The following is a 20,467-nucleotide window of genomic DNA, read 5'->3' on the forward strand; positions in this document are numbered from 1 at the left end:
ACGTCCCGCGCCCGGCGGGACTTTCCCGTCGGGCCGCTATTCAAACACCTGTCCCGCTACGCTATTTTTGCGTCACCAGACGAGCGGAAATGGTCTGGCTGCGCGAATGGCTCTCTTCATGACCAATCCGTTGCAGGATGCGCTCCGCAAGGGTATAGCCAATTTCGCGGGCTGGCGTGCTGGCCCAGATGATCGGCAGATCGTCCAGCACGTTTTCCGCCACATCAGCAAACGCCGCCAGCGAGATCTGTTGTTCAAAATAGCGATCAACGCCAATTTCACCACTCTGCCGCCCCGCTTTCATCAGGCCAAACCATGCTCCCATCGCAATGGTTTCGTTGTAGCACACCACTGCGCTGATGGTCGGGTTATGCCGCAATAATGCGGTAATGGCTTCGGCGGCCTGCTTCTGGCTGGATGCGCACTCCAGCACCCAGTCGCTGTGAAAAGGCAACCCAAACTTCAGCAGCGTCGCGCAATAGCCGCCGACACGCTCCGCGCGCGTTAATGAGGAGCTTTGCCCTCCCAGCCACGCGATCCGCTGATGCCCAAGGCAAATCAGATGTTCCGTCAGTAGCTGCGCCGCCTGCATGTTATCCGGCCGGACAGTATCCACCTCTTCCAGATAACTGGCGCGCGAGGCAAACACCACCGGAATCCCTTTTTCTTCTGCCCGTTCCCGGAGCGCATCGCTGTTACCCGCAGCTCCGGCGATCACCACGCCATCCACCCCCTGATTAAGGAGCATAGCGAAGCGCTGACTCAGCTGTTCGCCATCCTGACCGCCGTGCAACAAAAAGACCATGCGCCCCTGCGCCTCCAGCGCCTCTGTCAACCCGGCCGTGAGTTCCGCATAAAAAGGCGCAGACAGATCGCGCACAATCAGCCCGATGACGCCGCTCTGCCCACCGCGAAGCGCCGATGCCTGGCGGTTACGCACAAAGCCCAGCTGTTCAATCGCCGCGTTAACCCGCTCGCCGGTGGCTGACGAAATCCGCCCTTTGCCACTGAGCACTAATGAGACGGTACTGACGGAAACGCCAGCCGCCAACGCGACATCATGGATGGTGGTTTTTTTGGCTATAGCCATGAAAAAAGAAAGCTCCCTGATAACGTGACAGATAAAACGTTTTATCAATCACTTATATTTATACGCTTTATTATCGTTCGATAATGTGATTTGCGCCGCACTAAAATTAGGTAAAACGTTTTATCTTCTCGCTCAAATAATTGACCACAGCCTTCTTTTTCACGAGGAGTCGTTAGATGACGACGAAGACAACACCAAAAATAACATTATGGGAATTTTTCCAGCAGTTGGGTAAAACGTTTATGCTGCCCGTGGCGCTGCTCTCTTTCTGCGGGATCATGCTGGGGATCGGCAGCTCGTTAAGCAGCCACGATGTCGTCACCCTGCTCCCGGCGCTGGGCAACCCAGTGCTACAGGCCATCTTTACCTGGATGAGTAAAGTCGGCTCGTTCGCTTTTAGCTTCCTCCCGGTGATGTTTTGTATCGCGATTCCGCTCGGTCTGGCGCGTGAAAACAAAGGTGTCGCCGCGTTTGCCGGTTTCGTCGGTTACGCCGTAATGAACCTTGCCGTGAACTTCTGGTTAACGGCGAAAGGCATTCTGCCGACGACTGACGCCGCCATTCTGAAAGCCAATAACGTACAGAATATCCTCGGGATTCAGTCTATCGACACGGGGATTCTGGGGGCGGTGATCGCCGGTATCGTTGTCTGGATGCTGCATGAGCGTTTCCACAATATTCGTCTGCCCGATGCGCTGGCTTTCTTTGGCGGTACGCGTTTCGTGCCGATCGTCTCTTCCGTGGTGATGGGACTGGTCGGGCTGGTCATTCCGCTGGTATGGCCTGTTTTTGCAATGGGTATCAGCGGTCTGGGCCACATTATCAATAGCGCGGGTGATTTCGGTCCGATGATCTTTGGTACGGGTGAGCGCCTGCTGCTGCCGTTCGGCCTGCACCACATTCTGGTCGCGTTAATTCGCTTTACCGAAGCGGGCGGTACGCAGGAAGTCTGCGGCCATAGCGTGAGCGGCGCGTTGACCATTTTCCAGGCGCAGCTGAGCTGCCCGACAACGCACGGCTTCTCTGAAAGTGCGACCCGCTTCCTGTCTCAGGGGAAAATGCCTGCCTTCCTCGGCGGCTTGCCGGGCGCTGCGTTGGCGATGTACCACTGCGCGCGTCCTGAAAATCGTCACAAAATTAAGGGGCTGCTGATTTCTGGCCTTATCGCCTGTGTCGTTGGCGGTACCACAGAGCCGCTGGAATTCCTGTTCCTGTTCGTCGCGCCTGTGCTGTATGTGATTCACGCCCTGCTGACAGGTCTGGGATTCACCATCATGGCGATCCTCGGCGTCACCATCGGCAACACCGACGGCAACATCATCGACTTTGTGGTATTCGGGATCCTGCACGGTCTGTCAACCAAGTGGTATCTGGTTCCGGTGGTCGCCGCCATCTGGTTCGCGGTGTACTACGTCATCTTCCGTTTCGCCATTACGCGCTTTAATCTGAAAACGCCGGGCCGCGATACCGAAATCGCCAGCAATATTGAAAAAGTCATGGCGGGCACGCCAGGGAAATCAGGCTATAACGTCCCGGCGATTCTGGCCGCGCTTGGCGGCAGTGAAAATATCGTCAGCCTGGATAACTGCATTACCCGTCTGCGCCTGTCGGTGAAGGATATGTCGCTTGTGAATGTACAGGCGCTGAAGGACAATCGCGCTATCGGCGTAGTACAGCTGAATCAACATAACTTACAGGTGGTTATTGGCCCTCAGGTACAGTCCGTTAAGGATGAAATGGCAGGTCTGATGAACACGGTTGAGGCATAAGGACAACGATATGTTCGATTTTTCAAAGGTGGTGGATCGTCACGGTACGTGGTGTACGCAGTGGGATTATGTCGCCGATCGCTTTGGCGCCCCTGACCTGCTCCCGTTTACGATCTCGGATATGGATTTCGCTACCGCGCCGTGCATCCTGGAGGCCATCAACCAACGTCTGGCGCACGGCGTGCTGGGTTACAGCCGCTGGAAAAACGATGAGTTTTTAGGGGCGATCGCTCACTGGTTCGCAACCCGTCACCACACCACGGTCGACCCGCAGTCGATCGTGTACGGCCCCTCCGTGATCTACATGGTGTCGGAGCTGATCCGCCAGTGGTCATCCGTCGGTGAAGGGGTGGTGATTCACACCCCCGCTTACGATGCGTTCTATAACGCCATCGAAGGCAACCAGCGCACCGTCATGCCGGTTGCGCTACAGAAAAACGCGGACGGCTGGCACTGCGATATGGCCGCGCTGGACGCGGTGCTCGCCCGGCCAGAGAGTAAAATTCTCCTGCTGTGCAGCCCGCAGAACCCTACCGGAAAGGTATGGACGCGCGATGAACTGGAGACGATGGCTGAGCTATGCCATCGTCACGGCGTGCGGGTCATCTCCGATGAAATCCACATGGATATGGTATGGAGCGCGCAGCCGCATATCCCCTGGAGCAATGTGGCGCGTGATAGTTGGGCGCTGCTGACCTCCGGGTCAAAAAGCTTCAACATTCCGGCGCTGACCGGCGCCTACGGGCTCATCGGCGATGAGGAAAGCCGCAATCGTTACCTCAGCGTATTGAAGGGGCGTGACGGGCTGTCGTCACCCGCCGTTCTGGCGCTTAGCGCGCATATTGCCGCTTATCAACAGGGCGCGCCGTGGCTGGATGCCCTGCGCGAGTATCTTGCTGATAACCTGAATTATATCGCACATGCGTTAAACACCGCGTTCCCTACGCTAAACTGGCAGGTTCCGCAATCGACCTATCTGGCCTGGATTGATCTGCGCGCGCTGAATATTGACGACCACGCCTTACAGGATGCGCTGATTCATCAGCAGAAAGTGGCCATCATGCCTGGGTATACTTATGGCGAAGAAGGTCGCGGGTTTGTTCGTCTTAATGCCGGTTGTCCACGTTCGAAACTCGAAAAAGGCGTTAACGGGCTGATCAACGCGATCCACGCTATACGCTGACAATGATTGCGCAATAAAATTATTTATTGCGCAACATAGATTTTACGCCCGTTTTATTTTTATAATGGCGAGCACTTTTATATTAAAAAAGAGTGCGACCATGATTGATACTTCCCTTCCGTTAACTGACGTTCATCGCCACCTTGATGGCAACATTCGAGCCCAAACTATTCTTGATCTTGGCCGCCAGTTCAATTTAGCCCTTCCGGCACAAACGCTTGACGCGCTCATTCCGCATGTGCAGATCACCTCAACGGAGCCTGACCTGGTCAGTTTTCTGGCAAAGCTCGACTGGGGCGTTAAAGTTCTGGCGTCGCTGGATGCCTGTCGTCGCGTGGCCTTTGAAAATATTGAAGATGCCGCCCGCAACGGCCTGCATTATGTCGAACTGCGTTTTTCTCCGGGTTATATGGCGATGACGCACCAGTTGCCTGTGGCAGGCGTGGTCGAAGCGGTCATCGCTGGCGTACGTGAAGGGTGCCAGACTTTTGGCGTTGAAGCTCGTCTGATCGGCATCATGAGCCGTACTTTCGGCGAGGCTGCCTGTCAGCAGGAACTGGAAGCGCTGCTGGCGCACCGCGATCACATTACCGCGCTTGACTTAGCGGGCGATGAACTTGGCTTCCCGGGCAGTCTGTTCCTCTCTCACTTTAACCGCGCGCGTGATGCGGGCTGGCATATTACCGTACATGCTGGCGAAGCGGCGGGACCGGAGAGCATCTGGCAGGCCATTCGCGAACTGGGCGCCGAGCGTATCGGTCATGGCGTGAAGGCCGTGGAAGATCGCGCGCTGATGGATTTTCTGGTCGAACAGCGAATCGGTATCGAATCCTGTCTGACGTCTAATATCCAGACCAGCACCGTTGCCTCGCTGGCTGCGCATCCGCTGAAAACGTTCCTTGAGCATGGCGTGCTGGCAAGTTTGAATACGGATGATCCCGCGGTACAGGGTGTGGATATTATTCACGAATACACGGTAGCGGCGCCAGCGGCAGGATTAACCCGCGAGCAGATTCGTCAGGCGCAGATCAATGGCCTGGAAATGGCGTTTTTAAGCGAAGCGGAAAAACGCGCATTGCGTGAGAAAGTCGCAGCGGTTTAAGCACGCAACGCCTGATGGCGCTGCGCTTATCAGGCCTGTAACTGCACAACCGTAGGCCGGATAAGGCGTTTACGCCGCCATCCGGCAACACCCGGCGCCAGAAGAGTACACCGTTATCACGCGAGGCACAGCGTAGAGCGATGCTTCGCTGATTCAATCCCCAGCTCAATCAACTCCATAATCTGGATCGCCTGACTCGCCGGAACCGGGTTTTCACCGTTGCCATTCAACGCGTCACGGATGCCCGCATAATAAGCCGGATAATTACCCGGCACCGTCAGCCACGTCTCTTCCACACGGTCTTCGCCTTCCACGCGCGTCAACACGCCGTCACGCATGTCGTAACCCCAGTCTTCCTGCGGCAGTCGCTCACCGTTTTTCAGCCGCTCCTCTTGTGGATCGAGGCCATATTTCACGTAACTGCCGCGCGAGCCATGCACGATATAACGTGCTGATTCTGCCGCCGCCAGCATCGTACCGTGCAGAATCACCCGACGCTGCGGGTAGGATAATATCGCGTGGAAATAATCCGTCGACTGCGCGCCAGGGCGAAGCTGCGCCAGATCCACCGTCATGCTGACCGGCAAACCGAACAGATTGATCGCCTGATCCAGCAGATGCGGCGCCAGATCGTACCAGATACCGCTGCCAGGGCCGCCCTGTTCGCGCCAGCGATCGCGTACCTGCGGGCGGAAACGGTCGAAATGGGATTCAAAGTAAGCCACTTCCCCCAGAACGCCATCGGCCAGCAATCCTTTCAGCGTCAGGAAATCACTGTCCCAACGGCGGTTATGGAACACAGAAAGCACGCGTCCCAGGCTGCGCGCCAGGGCGTCGAGCTCACGGGCTTGTGACAGTGTCACGGTAAAGGGTTTATCCACAACCACATGTTTTCCCGCTTCAAGCGCGGCTTTCGCCAGCGGAAAATGGGTGTCGTTGGGCGTAGGAATGACGATAAGGTCGATATTCGGATCGTTAAAAAGATGCTTAGGCTCTGAGACAACCGCCACAGAAGGCCAGTCCGCCTTCACTTTTGTTTCATCACTACTGGAAACCGCCGCCAGTTCCAGACCCGGCGTCCCCACGATTAAGGGCGCATGGAAAGTCTTGCTGGCATAACCATAACCAATTAGCCCTACCCGGATGTTGTCACTCATGTCTTTGCCTCTCATGTCAGAACGGAGTCATTTCACACTATCCCTTAACCACTCACAATAGTTTAATAACCGCCAGGTTATAAAGGTTGTTGCTTAACTTAAGTCAAACATCAGTGACTTCGGGCTCTCCTGCTGCGAAAAAGTCGCTGAAATCGTTCCCGACACCCTTGCCGTCTTATTTATTGATGAGTAACATTTGCATCCTGTGTTTATGGATAAATCAAAGCAAAAAAAATGTCGTCAGTAATGAATCGCCTTATTGAATTAACCGGTTGGATTGTTCTCGTTGTCTCAGTGATCCTCTTAGGCGTCGCCAGCCATATCGATAATTACCAGCCCCCTGAACCGACGGTCTCCGTTCAGAAAAAATAAGCGTGTCCTGGCCAGTTGCGGCATAGCCGCATATCGTCAGAAATGGTTTCGGTTTACAGCCAGAAAAATCAGGAAAAGATGAAAAGCGGCAAAAAAAAGCGAAATATGCCGTCTGCTGGCCGCACGCTTGTTGCCAGTTGTCATGAAGCGCGTTACCCTTCCGGCAGGTGCTCTGCTCACCTGATTCATGACACGTAAGAATACGCTTATTTACCCTTGCGCGCCGATTATTCTTTTCGGTGTCGTTTTGTTTATTTTTATATTCACTACTCCGTTGGTGTTATTTGTTTAATATGGATCGCTATTTATGACAGTTCAGGATTATTTATTAAAATTCCGCAAAATCAGTTCGCTTGAGAGCCTGGAAAAACTGTTTGATCACCTTAACTACACCCTCTCTGACGATCGGGAGATCATCAATATGTATCGCGCCGCAGATCATCGTCGCGCGGAACTGGTCTCGGGCGGTCGTCTGTATGATGTCGGTCAGGTGCCAAAATCAGTCTGGCATTACGTACAATAAAGAAAGTAGCGATCGGCGTTAAAAGCTTTATAATACTGGCCCCAAAATGAAATAGTCTGCCTGTTCGCGCTGGCAAATCTGGAGAAGATATGACCACAACACCGGCACAACGCATCGGGGGCTGGTTGCTTGGCCCACTGGCCTGGCTGTTAGTCGCGTTGCTGAGCGCCTCGCTCGCGTTATTGCTCTATGCTACTGCGCTGGCTACGCCGCAGACATTCCATATGCTCAGTGAGCAAAGTACCGGCAACCTGTTGTTGTGGGGCGTTTCGTTTATTACCGCCATCGCAATGTGGTATTACACCTTATGGTTGACCATCGCCTTCTTCAAGCGCCGCCACTGCGTGCCTAAACATTATATTATCTGGCTGCTGGTGTCGGTCTTGCTGGCAATTAAAGCCTTTGCCTTTTCGCCAGTCTCAGACGCGTTTGCGGTTCGCCAGCTGTTGTTCCCGTTACTGGCGGCCGCGCTGATCGTACCCTATTTCAAACGCTCGGCGCGCGTTAAAGCAACGTTTGTGAACCCGTAATACCCTTACAGTTAACCTGTTGTCGCCTGCTGTAGATTGACAGATAATAGGCGGCTTTTTTATTTCAGGCCGAAAAATGACTGATTACCTGCTGCTCTTTGTCGGAACTGTACTGGTCAATAACTTTGTACTGGTCAAGTTTCTGGGTCTCTGCCCGTTTATGGGGGTTTCCAAAAAGCTGGAAACCGCAATGGGTATGGGGCTCGCCACCACGTTTGTGATGACGCTGGCGTCTATCTGCGCCTGGCTGATTGACACCTGGATTTTGATTCCGCTCGATCTCATCTACCTGCGGACGCTGGCGTTTATTCTGGTCATCGCGGTGGTAGTGCAATTTACTGAGATGGTGGTGCGTAAAACCAGTCCGGCATTGTACCGTCTGCTGGGGATCTTCCTGCCGCTCATCACCACCAACTGCGCGGTGCTTGGCGTGGCGCTGTTGAACATTAACCTCGGTCATAATTTTTTGCAGTCGGCGTTGTACGGTTTTTCCGCCGCCGTCGGCTTCTCTCTGGTGATGGTGCTGTTCGCGGCGATTCGCGAGCGCCTCGCCGTGGCAGACGTCCCTGCCCCTTTTCGCGGTAACGCGATTGCGCTGATTACCGCAGGTTTAATGTCTCTGGCCTTTATGGGCTTTAGTGGTTTGGTGAAGTTGTAATGAATGCTATCTGGATTGCCGTAGTCGCCGTGAGCCTGCTGGGCCTGGCATTCGGCGCCATCCTGGGGTATGCCTCCCGCCGGTTTGCCGTGGAAGACGATCCCGTTGTCGAAAAAATCGACGAAATTTTACCGCAGAGCCAGTGTGGGCAGTGCGGCTATCCTGGCTGCCGCCCTTATGCTGAAGCCATCGGTAGTCAGGGTGAAAAAATTAACCGCTGTGCGCCGGGCGGCGAAGCGGTGATGTTGAAAATCGCAACGTTACTGAACGTCGATCCGCAACCTATCGATGGTGATGAACAAGAAGTTGCGCCAGTGCGTATGCTGGCGGTCATCGATGAAAACAATTGCATCGGCTGCACTAAATGTATTCAGGCATGCCCGGTGGATGCCATTGTGGGCGCCACGCGCGCGATGCATACGGTCATGAGCGATCTCTGCACTGGCTGTAATCTGTGCGTTGACCCGTGCCCGACGCAATGCATTGAATTACGCCCGGTAGCGGAAACACCTGACAGTTGGAAGTGGGATTTGAACACCATCCCCGTTCGTATCATTCCCGTGGAACAACATGCTTAAGTTATTCTCTGCATTCAGAAAAGATAAAATCTGGGATTTCGATGGCGGCATTCATCCGCCGGAAATGAAAACCCAGTCAAACGGTACGCCTCTGCGACAGGTTCCACTGGCGCCGCGCTTTATCATTCCTCTTAAGCAGCATATTGGCGCTGAGGGCGAGCTGTGCGTTAACGTGGGCGATCGCGTCCTGCGAGGCCAGCCGCTGACCCGTGGTCGCGGCCGCATGCTGCCCGTCCATGCGCCGACGTCCGGGAAGGTTATCGCGATTGCCCCCCACTCTACCGCGCACCCGTCGGCCCTGGCTGAGCTTAGCGTGATGATTGATGCCGATGGCGAAGATCGCTGGATCGAACGCGACGGCTGGGCGGATTATCAGCGCCGCAGCCGCGAAGAGCTAATTACCCGAATTCACCAGTTCGGCGTTGCCGGGCTCGGCGGCGCGGGGTTCCCGACCGGCGTCAAATTACAGGGCGGCGGCGATAAGATTGAAACGCTGATCATCAACGCGGCAGAGTGTGAACCCTATATCACCGCTGATGACCGCTTAATGCAGGATTGCGCCGCGCAGGTGGTGGAAGGCATCCGTATCCTTGCCCATATTCTGCAACCGCGTGAGGTCCTGATAGGTATCGAAGATAACAAGCCGCAGGCCATTTCAATGCTGCGTGCCGTTCTGGCCGATGCGCATGATATCGCGTTACGCGTTATCCCAACGAAATACCCTTCCGGCGGCGCAAAACAACTTACCCAGATCCTGACCGGGAAACAGGTTCCGCACGGCGGCCGCTCTTCTGATATCGGCGTGCTGATGCAAAACGTTGGTACGGCTTATGCCGTCAAACGCGCAGTGATTGACGGGGAACCGATCACCGAGCGCGTTGTGACCTTGACCGGAGAGTCCGTCAGCCGTCCCGGTAACGTCTGGGCCAGGCTGGGGACGCCTGTCAGCCACCTGCTTAATGATGCGGGCTTCTGTTCTTCAGCCGATCAAATGGTGATTATGGGCGGCCCGCTGATGGGCTTTACCCTGCCCTGGCTTGATGTTCCCGTCGTGAAGATCACTAACTGCCTTCTCGCGCCTTCCGCCACGGAAATGGGCGAAACGCCGGAAGAGCAAGGTTGTATCCGCTGTAGCGCCTGTGCCGATGCCTGTCCCGCCGATTTGTTGCCCCAGCAGTTGTACTGGTTCAGCAAAGGCCAACAGCACGATAAAGCCACCGCACATAACATTGCCGACTGCATTGAGTGCGGCGCTTGCGCCTGGGTATGCCCCAGCAGCATTCCGCTTGTGCAGTATTTCCGTCAGGAAAAAGCGGAGATTTACGCGATCGCGCAAGAAGAAAAACGCGCGGCTGAAGCGAAAGCGCGTTTTGAGGCCAGACAGGCGCGACTGGAGCGTGAGAAAGCCGCACGCCTTGAGCGCCATAAAAATGCGGCCGCACAACCTGCGGCAAAAGATCAGGATGCCATCGCCGCAGCGCTGGCGCGCGTAAAAGAGAAACAGGCACAGGCGACTCAGCCTGTTGTCATCAACGCGGGAGAGAAGCCGGATAACAGCGCGGTTATTGCTGCCCGTGAAGCGCGTAAAGCGCAGGCGCGCGCCAGACAGACGGAGAACGCCGCTGCGGAACCCGCCGAGCCGGTCGACCCGCGCAAAGCCGCCGTCGAAGCGGCAATTGCCCGCGCCAAAGCACGCAAGCAGGAACAGCAGGCCGCTGCGGAACCTACCGAACCGGTCGACCCGCGTAAAGCCGCTGTCGAAGCGGCAATTGCCCGCGCCAAAGCGCGCAAGCAGGAACAGCAGGCCGCTGCGGAACCCGCCGAACCGGTCGATCCGCGCAAAGCCGCTGTCGAAACGGCAATTGCCCGCGCCAAAGCGCGCAAGCAGGAACAGCAGGCCGCTGCGGAACCTGCTGAACCGGTAGACCCGCGCAAAGCCGCCGTCGCAGCGGCGATTGCCCGCGTTCAGGCAAAAAAAGCAGCACAGCAGCAGGTTGTTAACGAGGAATAAATGGTATTCAGAATCGCAAGCTCGCCTTATACCCATAACCAGCGCCAGACATCGCGTATCATGATGCTGGTGTTAATCGCCGCGCTGCCGGGGATTGCCACTCAGCTATGGTTTTTCGGTTGGGGCACATTGTTCCAGATTATACTGGCCGCAGTCAGCGCGCTGGCCGCAGAAGCCGCCGTGCTTCAACTGCGTAAACAGCCAATCGCCGCTATCTTAAAAGACAATTCAGCATTGCTGACCGGTTTGCTGCTCGCTGTGAGCATACCGCCTCTCGCTCCGTGGTGGATGGTGGTATTGGGCACCGTATTTGCCGTCATTATCGCCAAGCAGCTTTACGGCGGTCTGGGGCAAAACCCATTCAACCCAGCGATGATTGGTTATGTCGTTCTGTTGATTTCATTCCCGGTACAGATGACAAGCTGGCTCCCGCCGCATGACATCGCCGCAACGGCGCCAGGCCTTCTGGATGCGTTGCAGGTCATCTTCACCGGACACACCGCCAGCGGCGGCGACATGAATACGTTACGCATGGGCATTGACGGCATCAGCCAGGCTACGCCGCTCGATACGTTCAAAACTTCGTTACATGCCGGGCACGCTGTTGAACAGATTATGCAGTACCCCATCTACAGCGGCATGCTGGCCGGTGCGGGCTGGCAGTGGGTAAACATCGCCTGGCTCATTGGCGGCGTGTGGCTGCTCTGGCAAAAAGCGATCCGCTGGCACATTCCGGTCAGCTTTTTAGTGACGCTGGCTGTCTGCTCCACTCTGGGATGGGCATTCGCCGGGGATTCACTGGCGTCTCCGCAGTTGCATCTGCTCTCTGGCGCGACAATGCTGGGCGCGTTCTTTATTCTGACCGATCCCGTCACCGCCTCGACAACCAATCGTGGTCGTCTGATTTTTGGCGCGCTGGCGGGTTTGTTAGTGTGGTTGATTCGCAGTTTCGGGGGATACCCGGACGGTGTGGCGTTCGCTGTACTGTTGGCGAATATCACGGTGCCTTTGATTGATTACTACACCCGACCTCGCGTCTACGGGCATCGCTAAGGACACCCCATGCTGAAAACGATTCGTAAACACGGTATCACACTGGCGCTGTTTGCCGCAGGCTCGACGGGGTTGACGGCGGCCATTAACCTGGTCACTAAATCGACGATTGCCGAACAGGCGGTTCTCCAGCAAAAAGCGTTATTTGATCAGGTTCTGCCTGCCGATCGCTACAATAATACCTTGCAGGACAGCTGCTTTCTGGTGAATGCTCCGGCGCTGGGCAAAGGTACACACCGCATCTATATCGCCCGTCAGGACGATAAGCCCGTCGCCGCCATTCTTGAAGCCACGGCGCCGGACGGCTATTCTGGCGCCATACAGCTCCTGGTTGGCGCTGATTTCAGCGGCACTGTGCTGGGTGCACGCGTGACAGAACATCATGAGACGCCTGGCCTGGGCGATAAAATTGAGCTGCGCTTATCCGACTGGATCACCCACTTCAGCGGGAAGACCATCGGCGCTGAGAACGATGCTCACTGGGCCGTGAAAAAAGACGGCGGTGATTTTGACCAGTTTACCGGCGCAACCATTACCCCTCGGGCAGTGGTCAACGCGGTGAAACGTGCGGGCCTGTACGCGCAGACCTTACCGGCGCAACTTCCTCAACTTACCGCCTGTGGAGAATAAACCATGAGCGAAATTAAAGACGTTATCGTTCAGGGCTTGTGGAAAAACAACTCAGCGCTTGTACAGCTGCTTGGTATGTGCCCGCTACTGGCAGTGACCTCCACCGCCACGAACGCATTAGGCCTCGGCCTCGCCACCACGCTGGTGTTGACGCTGACCAACCTGACAATTTCCGCCCTGCGCCGCTGGACGCCAGCGGAAATCCGCATCCCAATCTACGTAATGATCATCGCGTCCGTGGTCAGTGCAGTACAGATGCTGATCAACGCTTATGCCTTCGGCTTGTATCAGTCGCTGGGGATCTTCATTCCACTGATTGTGACCAACTGCATCGTTGTGGGGCGCGCAGAGGCTTTTGCCGCGAAAAAAGGCCCGGCGCTGTCCGCGCTGGACGGTTTTTCCATTGGCATGGGGGCGACCGGCGCCATGTTTGTCCTCGGCTCCATGCGTGAAATCATCGGCAATGGCACGCTGTTTGATGGCGCTGACGGTCTGCTGGGCGACTGGGCGAAAGTGCTGCGCGTGGAGATTTTTCATACCGACTCGCCTTTCCTGCTGGCGATGCTGCCGCCCGGCGCTTTTATTGGTCTGGGGCTGATGCTGGCCGTGAAGTACCTTATTGACGAGAAAATGAAAAAACGCCGCGCCGAAGCCGTTGCCGCTGAGCTTCCGTCAGGTGAAACAGGGAATGTGTAATGAACAAAACAAAACGACTGGAAATATTAACGCGCCTGCGTGACAACAATCCGCACCCCACAACGGAGTTAAATTTCACCTCGCCGTTTGAGTTACTCATCGCCGTATTGCTGTCAGCACAGGCCACGGACGTCAGCGTGAATAAAGCGACCGCAAAGCTTTATCCCGTCGCCAATACCCCGGCGGCCATGCTGGAGCTTGGCGTCGAGGGCGTAAAGTCGTATATCAAGACTATCGGCCTGTTCAACAGCAAAGCGGAGAATGTGATTAAGACCTGCCGGATGTTGCTTGAACTGCACAATGGCGAGGTTCCAGAGGATCGGGCGGCTCTGGAAGCGCTGCCCGGCGTCGGGCGTAAAACAGCCAACGTGGTGCTCAATACCGCATTTGGCTGGCCAACTATCGCCGTCGATACGCATATTTTCCGCGTCTGTAACCGGACACAGTTCGCCCCCGGTAAAAACGTCGAGCAGGTGGAAGAAAAACTGCTCAAGGTCGTTCCAGCGGAATTTAAAGTCGATTGCCACCACTGGTTAATTCTGCATGGCCGCTACACCTGCATTGCCCGTAAACCACGCTGCGGCTCCTGCATTATTGAAGATCTTTGCGAATACAAAGAGAAAGTCGATATCTGATGCGCCAGGGGCGACGCCGTACGCCCCGACGCATAACAATTTGTTATCCACTTCGGCTCACCTGTTTACCCGACTATGATACCGGTCCGCTTCGCTTTCTTAATGCAATGTTCTTTTGATTTAACACTTCACCAGGTTAATCGTTTTTTTAGAAACTGAAATTTCTATCTATACGTGATCCAGATCACGTTGATAACTTCGTGTAAAATTTTTTATCAAATACGGTTAAAATTACAACCAGATGACCTGATGATGCCTTTTCAATACAAAACATTACACTGGCTATTTTTCAGATAATGGCCTATATCACTACTTTAAACCTCAAATAGCAGAACATATCGCCACCATCCGCTTTATCGCCCCTCCTTGTAGTGTAAAAAACTGCCATTTTACAAATGAAGAAATTTAACGCTACATAACATTTCTCAGTCCCGATGATTCCACCATGCAAGATATATGTAACAGAGTATTACAAACCCCTTGTATGGAAGGGAAAGATAGTGAACATTACTTGCCGTTTCCCCTCCCACTATAACAATCGGACGGATGAACTTGACTCATCACGCGCCAGAACACCCCCGTTAATATGGGATGTAAAAAAAGAGGTAAAAGTGTCTACTGCAAACAATAAACCAACTGAAAGCGTCAGTTTGAACGCTTTCAAACAACCGAAATCGTTCTATCTCATTTTCTCTATTGAGTTATGGGAGCGTTTTGGTTATTACGGCCTGCAAGGAATTATGGCCGTCTACCTGGTTAAACAACTGGGTATGTCAGAAGCGGATTCCATCACCCTTTTCTCTTCCTTTAGCGCCCTGGTGTATGGTCTGGTCGCCATTGGCGGCTGGTTAGGGGATAAAGTTCTGGGCACCAAACGCGTCATTCTGCTGGGTGCTATCGTACTGGCGATTGGTTATGGCCTGGTCGCCTGGTCCGGTCATGATGTTGCGATCGTCTATATGGGTATGGCGACCATCGCCGTAGGTAACGGTCTGTTCAAAGCGAACCCGTCTTCTCTGCTGTCGACCTGCTATGCCAAAGATGACCCGCGTCTGGACGGTGCATTCACCATGTACTACATGTCCATCAACATCGGTTCCTTCTTCTCTATGCTGGCGACGCCGTGGCTTGCCGCAAAATTCGGCTGGAGCGTGGCGTTTGCCCTGAGCTTCGTCGGTATGCTCATCACGGTGGTTAACTTCCTGTTCTGCCGCAGTTGGGTTAAAGATTACGGCTCAAAACCAGACTTCGAAGCGGTACATTTCGGTAAATTGCTGGCGACTATCGCAGGCGTTATCGTGCTGATCGCTATCGCGACCTGGCTGCTGCACAACCAGGGCATTGCACGTATGGTTCTGGGCGTGATCGCTCTGGGTATCGTGATTATCTTTGGTAAAGAAGCGTTCGCGATGCAGGGCGCGGCACGTCGTAAAATGATCGTCGCATTCATCCTGATGCTGGAAGCGATTATCTTCTTTGTGCTGTACAGCCAGATGCCGACGTCACTGAACTTCTTCGCAATCCGTAACGTTGAACACACTATCCTCGGTATCGCGGTTGAACCGGAGCAGTATCAGGCGCTGAACCCGTTCTGGATCATCATTGGTAGCCCGATTCTGGCGGCCATCTATAACAAGATGGGTGATACGCTGCCGATGCCGACCAAATTCGCTATCGGTATGGTTCTGTGCTCTGGCGCGTTCCTCGTTCTGCCGCTGGGCGCGAAATTCGCTACAGATGCAGGCATTGTGTCTGTTAACTGGCTCATCCTCAGCTACGGTCTACAAAGTATCGGTGAACTGATGATCTCCGGTCTGGGTCTGGCAATGGTTGCCCAGCTGGTTCCGCAGCGTCTGATGGGCTTCATCATGGGTAGCTGGTTCCTGACTACGGCGGGCGCCAACCTGATTGGTGGCTACGTGGCTGGCATGATGGCGGTGCCGGAAAACGTTACTGACCCGCTGATGTCTCTGGAAGTTTACGGTCGCGTATTCCTGCAAATCGGTGTCGCCACTGCGGTTATCGCCGCGCTGATGCTCATCACCGCGCCGAAACTGAATCGCATGACTCAGGATGATGAAGAAAACGCGAAGGCCGCCAAAACCGCTACCGCGTAATTTTCAGGGAAACTGATATTCAGGCCGCTAACGTGCGTTAGCGGCTTTTTTTTTGCCTGATGCCGCACTACCATACGTTAAACCTCAGCAAAAAGGAGTTACCGATGAAACTGTTCTACAAACCGGGCGCCTGTTCTCTTGCTTCTCACATCACCCTGCGGGAAAGCGGTATTGATTTCACGCTGGATGGCGTTGATCTGGCGAAAAAGCGTCTGGAAAACGGCGATGATTATTTCGCGGTAAACCCAAAAGGACAGGTTCCGGCTCTGATGCTGGACGATGGCACCTTACTGACCGAAGGCGTTGCGATTATGCAATATCTGGCGGATAGCGTGCCCGATCGTCAGCTGTTGGCACCGACAGGCACCATCTCCCGCTACAAAACGCTGGAATGGCTCAACTATATTGCCACGGAGCTGCACAAAGGTTTTACGCCACTCTTCCGCCCGGATACGCCAGAGGAATATAAACCGATTGTCCGTGCACTGCTGGAGAAAAAATTGCGCTATGTGAATGACGCGCTCCAGGAAGGCCAGTGTCTTTGCGGCCAGCGTTTCACGATCGCAGATGCCTACCTTTTTACCGTGTTGCGTTGGGCGAAAGCAGTGAAGCTGAATATGGAAGGATTAAGCCATATCGACGTTTATATGGCGCGGGTCGCTGAACGCCCCTGCGTGGCGGCGGCGCTGAAGGCGGAAGGTTTGAACTAATGGTTGTTGCGCCGGATGGCGGCTACGCCTTATCCGGCCTACAAAACACCCCGTAGGCCCGGTTAGCGTTAGCGCCTCCGGGCACTTTGCCGGATGGCGGCTACGCCTTATCCGGCCTACAAAATAACCCGTAGGCCCGGTAAGCGTTAGCGCCTCTGGGCGCTTTGCCGGATGACGGCTACGCCTTATCCGGCCTACAGAACAACCCGTAGGCCCGGTTAGCGTTAGCGCCACCGGGCGCTTCGGTAAAACTCACAGCTGCGTCGCGCTGAAATAGTGTTCAGGTTTAGCAATGCGATCCTGCGCGGCCACCACCTGCAACTCGTATTCCTGCATATTTTTCGTGGCGATCATAATTTCATATACCGCCGCAGTAACGTGTTCAAGCGCTTGCTGCAACGTTGCGCCCTGCAACAGTTTTACCAGCAACAAACCGCTGGTCACATCCCCGACACCCACCGGCTGACGCATCCCGAAATCAACAAGCGGACGGCTAATATGCCAGGCTTCATCCGCCGTCACCAGCAACATCTCAAAGCGGTCGGGGCTGTATCCTGCCCGGGCGAGATGTTTAACCAGCACGACTTGCGGCCCTTCAGCGATCAGTTCCCTGGCAGCCAGTACAGCTTCATTAACATTATTGACCGCATGTTCACAGAGAATTTCCAGCTCCACCAGATTGGGCGCGATAATGTCGCTGGCCGGGAGCGCATGGCGAACGTGGAACTCAGCGACACCAGGCGCCACGATGCACCCTTTTTCAGGATGCCCCATGACCGGATCGCAGAAATATTTCGCCTGTGGATTCGCCGCTTTTACTTTACGGACAATCCCCAGAATATGCTCACCCTGCTCTGCGGAACCCAGATAGCCGCTAAGAACCGCATCGCACGTCTGAAGTTTATCGATATCCGCAATACCCTGAACAATTTCAGTCAAATGTTCGGGCGGCATAACGCAACCGGTCCATTTGCCATACTGCGTGTGGTTAGAAAACTGAACGGTATTCAGCGGCCAGACATTCGCGCCAAGACGGCGCATCGGAAATTCAGCAGCACTGTTGCCCGCATGGCCGAACACAACATGCGACTGGATGGCGAGGATATTCTTCATGTTTACCATAACCCTAAAATAATAAAGGGGCGTGGTTTCCCACGCCCCTGCTGACTTTTTATTATTTCCAGCAAATCAGACAGTAATTCTTTTTACCGCGGCGCAACAGCGTGTAGCGCCCGAATAAAATGTCGCTGTCCTGGAAGAAATATTCCGGGTCTGACTGTTTTTCACCGTTGATGGTCACCGCATTAGAGGCGATGGTTTTACGCGCCTGACCACGAGACGGTTGCAGTTCGGAATCCACCAGCGCCTGCATCAGATCGGCGCCTTTTTCCATCTCGATCATCGGCACGCCATCCTGAGCCAGTTGTTCGAAATCGGCTTCGCTGAGATCGCTCAGATTACCGTTGAACAGGCTTTCAGTGATACGTTTCGCCGCAACCAGACCTTCTTCGCCATGCACCAGGCGCGTGACCTGCTCTGCCAGCACATACTGGGCACGCGGCGCTTTACCGCTGTTCTTATCTTCTTCTTCCAGCGCATTGATCTCGGCAATGTCCATGAAGGTGAAGAATTTCAGGAAACGGTACACGTCAGCATCTGCGGTGTTGATCCAGAACTGGTAGAACTTGTACGGACTGGTCTTTTTCGGATCCAGCCATACCGCGCCGCCTTCGGTTTTACCAAACTTGGTGCCATCCGCTTTGGTGATCAGCGGTACGGTCAGGCCGAACACCTGGTTCTGATGCAGACGACGGGTCAGATCGATACCGGAGGTGATGTTGCCCCACTGGTCAGAGCCGCCGATTTGCAGCGTAACGCCGTGCAGTTTATTCAGGCAGGCAAAGTCATAACCCTGCAACAGGTTATAGGAGAACTCGGTAAAGGAGATGCCCTGATCGTCACGGTTCAGACGTTGCTTCACCGCTTCTTTGTTGATCATCTGATTGACGGAGAAGTGCTTGCCGATGTCGCGCAGGAAGGTCAGCACATTCATGCCGCCAAACCAGTCGTAGTTATTCGCGGCAATGGCGGAATTGTCACCACAGTCAAAATCGAGGAACGGTGCAACCTGCTTGCGGATTTTATCCACCCACTCCTGCACAGTATCTTCGGTGTTCAGTTTACGCTCAGCGGCTTTAAAGCTCGGGTCGCCAATCAGACCAGTCGCGCCGCCTACCAGCGCAACAGGCTTGTGACCTGCCTGCTGGAAGCGTTTCAGGCATAACAATGGAACAAGATGCCCCAAATGCAAGCTGTCAGCGGTAGGGTCGAAGCCGCAATAGAGCGCGATCGGGCCTTGCGCCAGTCGCTCTGCTAACGCTTCCTCGTCCGTTACCTGGGCCACCAGCCCCCGCTCTTGCAATTGTTTAATCAAGTTACTGCTTGCCATCAAAATCTCCATGTATAAAACGACTGCACCTTTGCCGGTACACGACTTTTCGCCAGACGCGAAAGGTATATAGAATAAAGCGCTGACGCACGCAGCGCTAGCGCTTAACACAACAAATTTCGGGGTTTAAGGAGCAAGCCGGTCAATTTTCCACGCGTTGTTTTCGCGCTGGTATAAAAAGCGGTCGTGTAAACGGTGTTCGCCGCCCTGCCAGAACTCCATCTGTTCAATATTGACGCGGAATCCGCCCCAGAAGCTGGGCAACGGGACTTCCCCTTGCTGGAACTTCTGCTTCAGCTCAAGGAACTTGCTTTCCAGAATGCCGCGCGCAGAGATTCGGCTGGATTGTTTAGACACCCAGGCGCCAATCTGGCTGTCGCGCGGGCGGCTGTGGAAGTATTTCACCACTTCAAGCGTGGAAAGGCGTTCCGCTTTGCCAGTCACCATCACCTGCCGTTCCAGCATATGCCACGGGAACAACAGACTGATACGCGGATTATTTTCGAGGTGATGCGCCTTACGGCTGCCCAGGTTGGTGTAAAACACCATCCCTTTTTCATCGTAATGTTTAAGCAGCACAATGCGTTGATAAGGCTGGCCGTTTTCATCGACGGTGGCGACCACCATCGCGGTCGGGTCCGCCAGTCTGGCATCACATGCCTGACCCAGCCAGCGTTCGAAAAGGGTTAACGGTTCAGCGGGAAGATCGTTGCGACGCAGGCCGCCTCTGGTGTATTCACGGCGCAGATGCGCGATTTGCTGCAATTCGTCGTTATCAGACATGGTGTTCGCTACGGATTGTCAGTGGGTGGCGCTATTGTGCGCCGCCCAGGTGAAAATCTCAACGCTTCGGGTTTTGTAACTGGCAGTTATTCAGCACAATTCTGTCGCGTTTATAGACCGTTGCGCCATCGCCTTTTGACCAAAAGACGTAGATGCCGTCCGTGTAACGTGCTCCCGACGCAGACATGCCCTGTTTGAGGTTCAGCAGTTTATTGTCGTAAACAAAATTCACCTCTTGCCGGGTATTGTTCATTTTTACGGTAAGCGGTTTTTCATCACACTGATATTCCAGCGTGTCCGTTTGCATACGCTCAAGCAATTGGTTGTAGACGCTACAACCGCTCAGGAGCACAGGCAGACATACAATGAGCAGTTTTTTCATAGACATATCCCGAAGACTTTCCTGGTCCGAAGGGCAAAT

General features: G+C 54.5%; 21 protein-coding genes. 15 read left to right on the forward strand and 6 right to left on the reverse strand.

The features are described 5' to 3' along the window. Positions 1-61: 61 nt before the first annotated feature. Positions 62-1,090: a Mal regulon transcriptional regulator MalI gene (locus OGW17_RS09440; RefSeq protein ID WP_049011604.1), complete on the reverse strand. Its 1,029-nt coding sequence runs from the start codon at positions 1,088-1,090 to the stop codon at positions 62-64. 176 nt (positions 1,091-1,266) lie between these two features. Between OGW17_RS09440 and malX the strand changes: the two genes are divergently transcribed. The 3 genes from malX to add all read left to right on the forward strand — a co-directional run bounded on the left by malX (position 1,267) and on the right by add (position 5,144). Continuing rightward, entirely contained in the window at positions 1,267-2,859 is a 1,593-nt protein-coding gene (malX, locus tag OGW17_RS09445) for a maltose/glucose-specific PTS transporter subunit IIBC (RefSeq protein ID WP_049011605.1), read from the forward strand. A 10-nt stretch (positions 2,860-2,869) separates the two neighbouring features. After that, complete coding sequence (locus tag OGW17_RS09450; protein ID WP_049011606.1) at positions 2,870-4,042, forward strand: MalY/PatB family protein; 1,173 nt, start codon at positions 2,870-2,872, stop codon at positions 4,040-4,042. A gap of 100 nt (positions 4,043-4,142) precedes the next feature. Next, complete coding sequence (add, locus tag OGW17_RS09455; protein ID WP_047457232.1) at positions 4,143-5,144, forward strand: adenosine deaminase; 1,002 nt, start codon at positions 4,143-4,145, stop codon at positions 5,142-5,144. Positions 5,145-5,260: 116 nt separating this feature from the next. Here the strand turns inward: add and OGW17_RS09460 are convergent, their stop codons facing one another. Then, a complete protein-coding gene (locus tag OGW17_RS09460) occupies positions 5,261-6,301 on the reverse strand; it encodes an oxidoreductase (RefSeq protein WP_024130359.1) in 1,041 nt (346 codons plus the stop codon). Between the two features lie 246 nt (positions 6,302-6,547). Here OGW17_RS09460 and blr point away from each other — a divergent pair, with 246 nt between their 5' ends. The 12 genes from blr to gstA all read left to right on the forward strand — a co-directional run bounded on the left by blr (position 6,548) and on the right by gstA (position 16,814). Next, positions 6,548-6,673 carry a division septum protein Blr gene (gene blr / locus OGW17_RS09465; protein ID WP_047457235.1) on the forward strand — a complete coding sequence of 42 codons (126 nt, stop codon included), beginning with the start codon at positions 6,548-6,550 and terminating at the stop codon, positions 6,671-6,673. A 307-nt stretch (positions 6,674-6,980) separates the two neighbouring features. Then, entirely contained in the window at positions 6,981-7,196 is a 216-nt protein-coding gene (gene ydgT / locus OGW17_RS09470) for a transcription modulator YdgT (RefSeq protein ID WP_024130361.1), read from the forward strand. Between the two features lie 89 nt (positions 7,197-7,285). Further along, positions 7,286-7,726, forward strand: coding sequence for a DUF2569 domain-containing protein (locus OGW17_RS09475; RefSeq protein WP_012132511.1), 441 nt, complete (start codon positions 7,286-7,288; stop codon positions 7,724-7,726). A 76-nt stretch (positions 7,727-7,802) separates the two neighbouring features. Then, positions 7,803-8,384: an electron transport complex subunit RsxA gene (rsxA, locus tag OGW17_RS09480; protein ID WP_005121199.1), complete on the forward strand. Its 582-nt coding sequence runs from the start codon at positions 7,803-7,805 to the stop codon at positions 8,382-8,384. Next, positions 8,384-8,962 (forward strand): electron transport complex subunit RsxB, encoded by a 579-nt coding sequence (gene rsxB, locus OGW17_RS09485; RefSeq protein ID WP_012132512.1) that lies wholly within the window; start codon positions 8,384-8,386, stop codon positions 8,960-8,962. Before rsxA ends, rsxB begins: the two co-directional genes overlap by 1 nt. Then, the gene (gene rsxC, locus OGW17_RS09490) at positions 8,955-10,973 is read left to right on the forward strand and encodes an electron transport complex subunit RsxC (protein WP_071258156.1); all 2,019 of its coding nucleotides are present in this window, start codon (positions 8,955-8,957) and stop codon (positions 10,971-10,973) included. Before rsxB ends, rsxC begins: the two co-directional genes overlap by 8 nt. Continuing rightward, positions 10,974-12,026 carry an electron transport complex subunit RsxD gene (gene rsxD, locus OGW17_RS09495; protein ID WP_012132514.1) on the forward strand — a complete coding sequence of 351 codons (1,053 nt, stop codon included), beginning with the start codon at positions 10,974-10,976 and terminating at the stop codon, positions 12,024-12,026. Positions 12,027-12,035: 9 nt separating this feature from the next. After that, the gene (rsxG, locus tag OGW17_RS09500) at positions 12,036-12,656 is read left to right on the forward strand and encodes an electron transport complex subunit RsxG (RefSeq protein WP_071258158.1); all 621 of its coding nucleotides are present in this window, start codon (positions 12,036-12,038) and stop codon (positions 12,654-12,656) included. Positions 12,657-12,659: 3 nt separating this feature from the next. Next, a complete protein-coding gene (locus OGW17_RS09505) occupies positions 12,660-13,352 on the forward strand; it encodes an electron transport complex subunit E (protein WP_012132516.1) in 693 nt (230 codons plus the stop codon). Then, positions 13,352-13,987, forward strand: coding sequence for an endonuclease III (gene nth / locus OGW17_RS09510; protein ID WP_049008478.1), 636 nt, complete (start codon positions 13,352-13,354; stop codon positions 13,985-13,987). Before OGW17_RS09505 ends, nth begins: the two co-directional genes overlap by 1 nt. Before the next feature lie 611 nt (positions 13,988-14,598). Beyond that, the gene (gene dtpA, locus OGW17_RS09515) at positions 14,599-16,104 is read left to right on the forward strand and encodes a dipeptide/tripeptide permease DtpA (RefSeq protein WP_047457245.1); all 1,506 of its coding nucleotides are present in this window, start codon (positions 14,599-14,601) and stop codon (positions 16,102-16,104) included. A 104-nt stretch (positions 16,105-16,208) separates the two neighbouring features. Continuing rightward, complete coding sequence (gene gstA, locus OGW17_RS09520; RefSeq protein ID WP_071258160.1) at positions 16,209-16,814, forward strand: glutathione transferase GstA; 606 nt, start codon at positions 16,209-16,211, stop codon at positions 16,812-16,814. Between the two features lie 252 nt (positions 16,815-17,066). Here gstA and pdxY read toward each other — a convergent pair whose 3' ends face one another. The 4 genes from pdxY to mliC form a co-directional block, all read right to left on the reverse strand. Next, complete coding sequence (pdxY, locus tag OGW17_RS09525; RefSeq protein ID WP_058669168.1) at positions 17,067-17,927, reverse strand: pyridoxal kinase PdxY; 861 nt, start codon at positions 17,925-17,927, stop codon at positions 17,067-17,069. Between the two features lie 61 nt (positions 17,928-17,988). After that, complete coding sequence (gene tyrS, locus OGW17_RS09530) at positions 17,989-19,263, reverse strand: tyrosine--tRNA ligase (protein WP_024130365.1); 1,275 nt, start codon at positions 19,261-19,263, stop codon at positions 17,989-17,991. 126 nt (positions 19,264-19,389) lie between these two features. Then, positions 19,390-20,046 carry a pyridoxamine 5'-phosphate oxidase gene (gene pdxH / locus OGW17_RS09535; protein ID WP_012132522.1) on the reverse strand — a complete coding sequence of 219 codons (657 nt, stop codon included), beginning with the start codon at positions 20,044-20,046 and terminating at the stop codon, positions 19,390-19,392. A 58-nt stretch (positions 20,047-20,104) separates the two neighbouring features. Then, on the reverse strand, positions 20,105-20,434 hold the full coding sequence (mliC, locus tag OGW17_RS09540) for a C-type lysozyme inhibitor (protein ID WP_012132523.1): 330 nt from the start codon (positions 20,432-20,434) through the stop codon (positions 20,105-20,107). Positions 20,435-20,467 lie beyond the last annotated feature (33 nt).

It is taken from the genome of Citrobacter sp. CK181, assembly GCF_030333595.1.
In the GTDB taxonomy this organism is placed as follows: Bacteria; Pseudomonadota; Gammaproteobacteria; order Enterobacterales; family Enterobacteriaceae; genus Citrobacter_B; species Citrobacter_B koseri.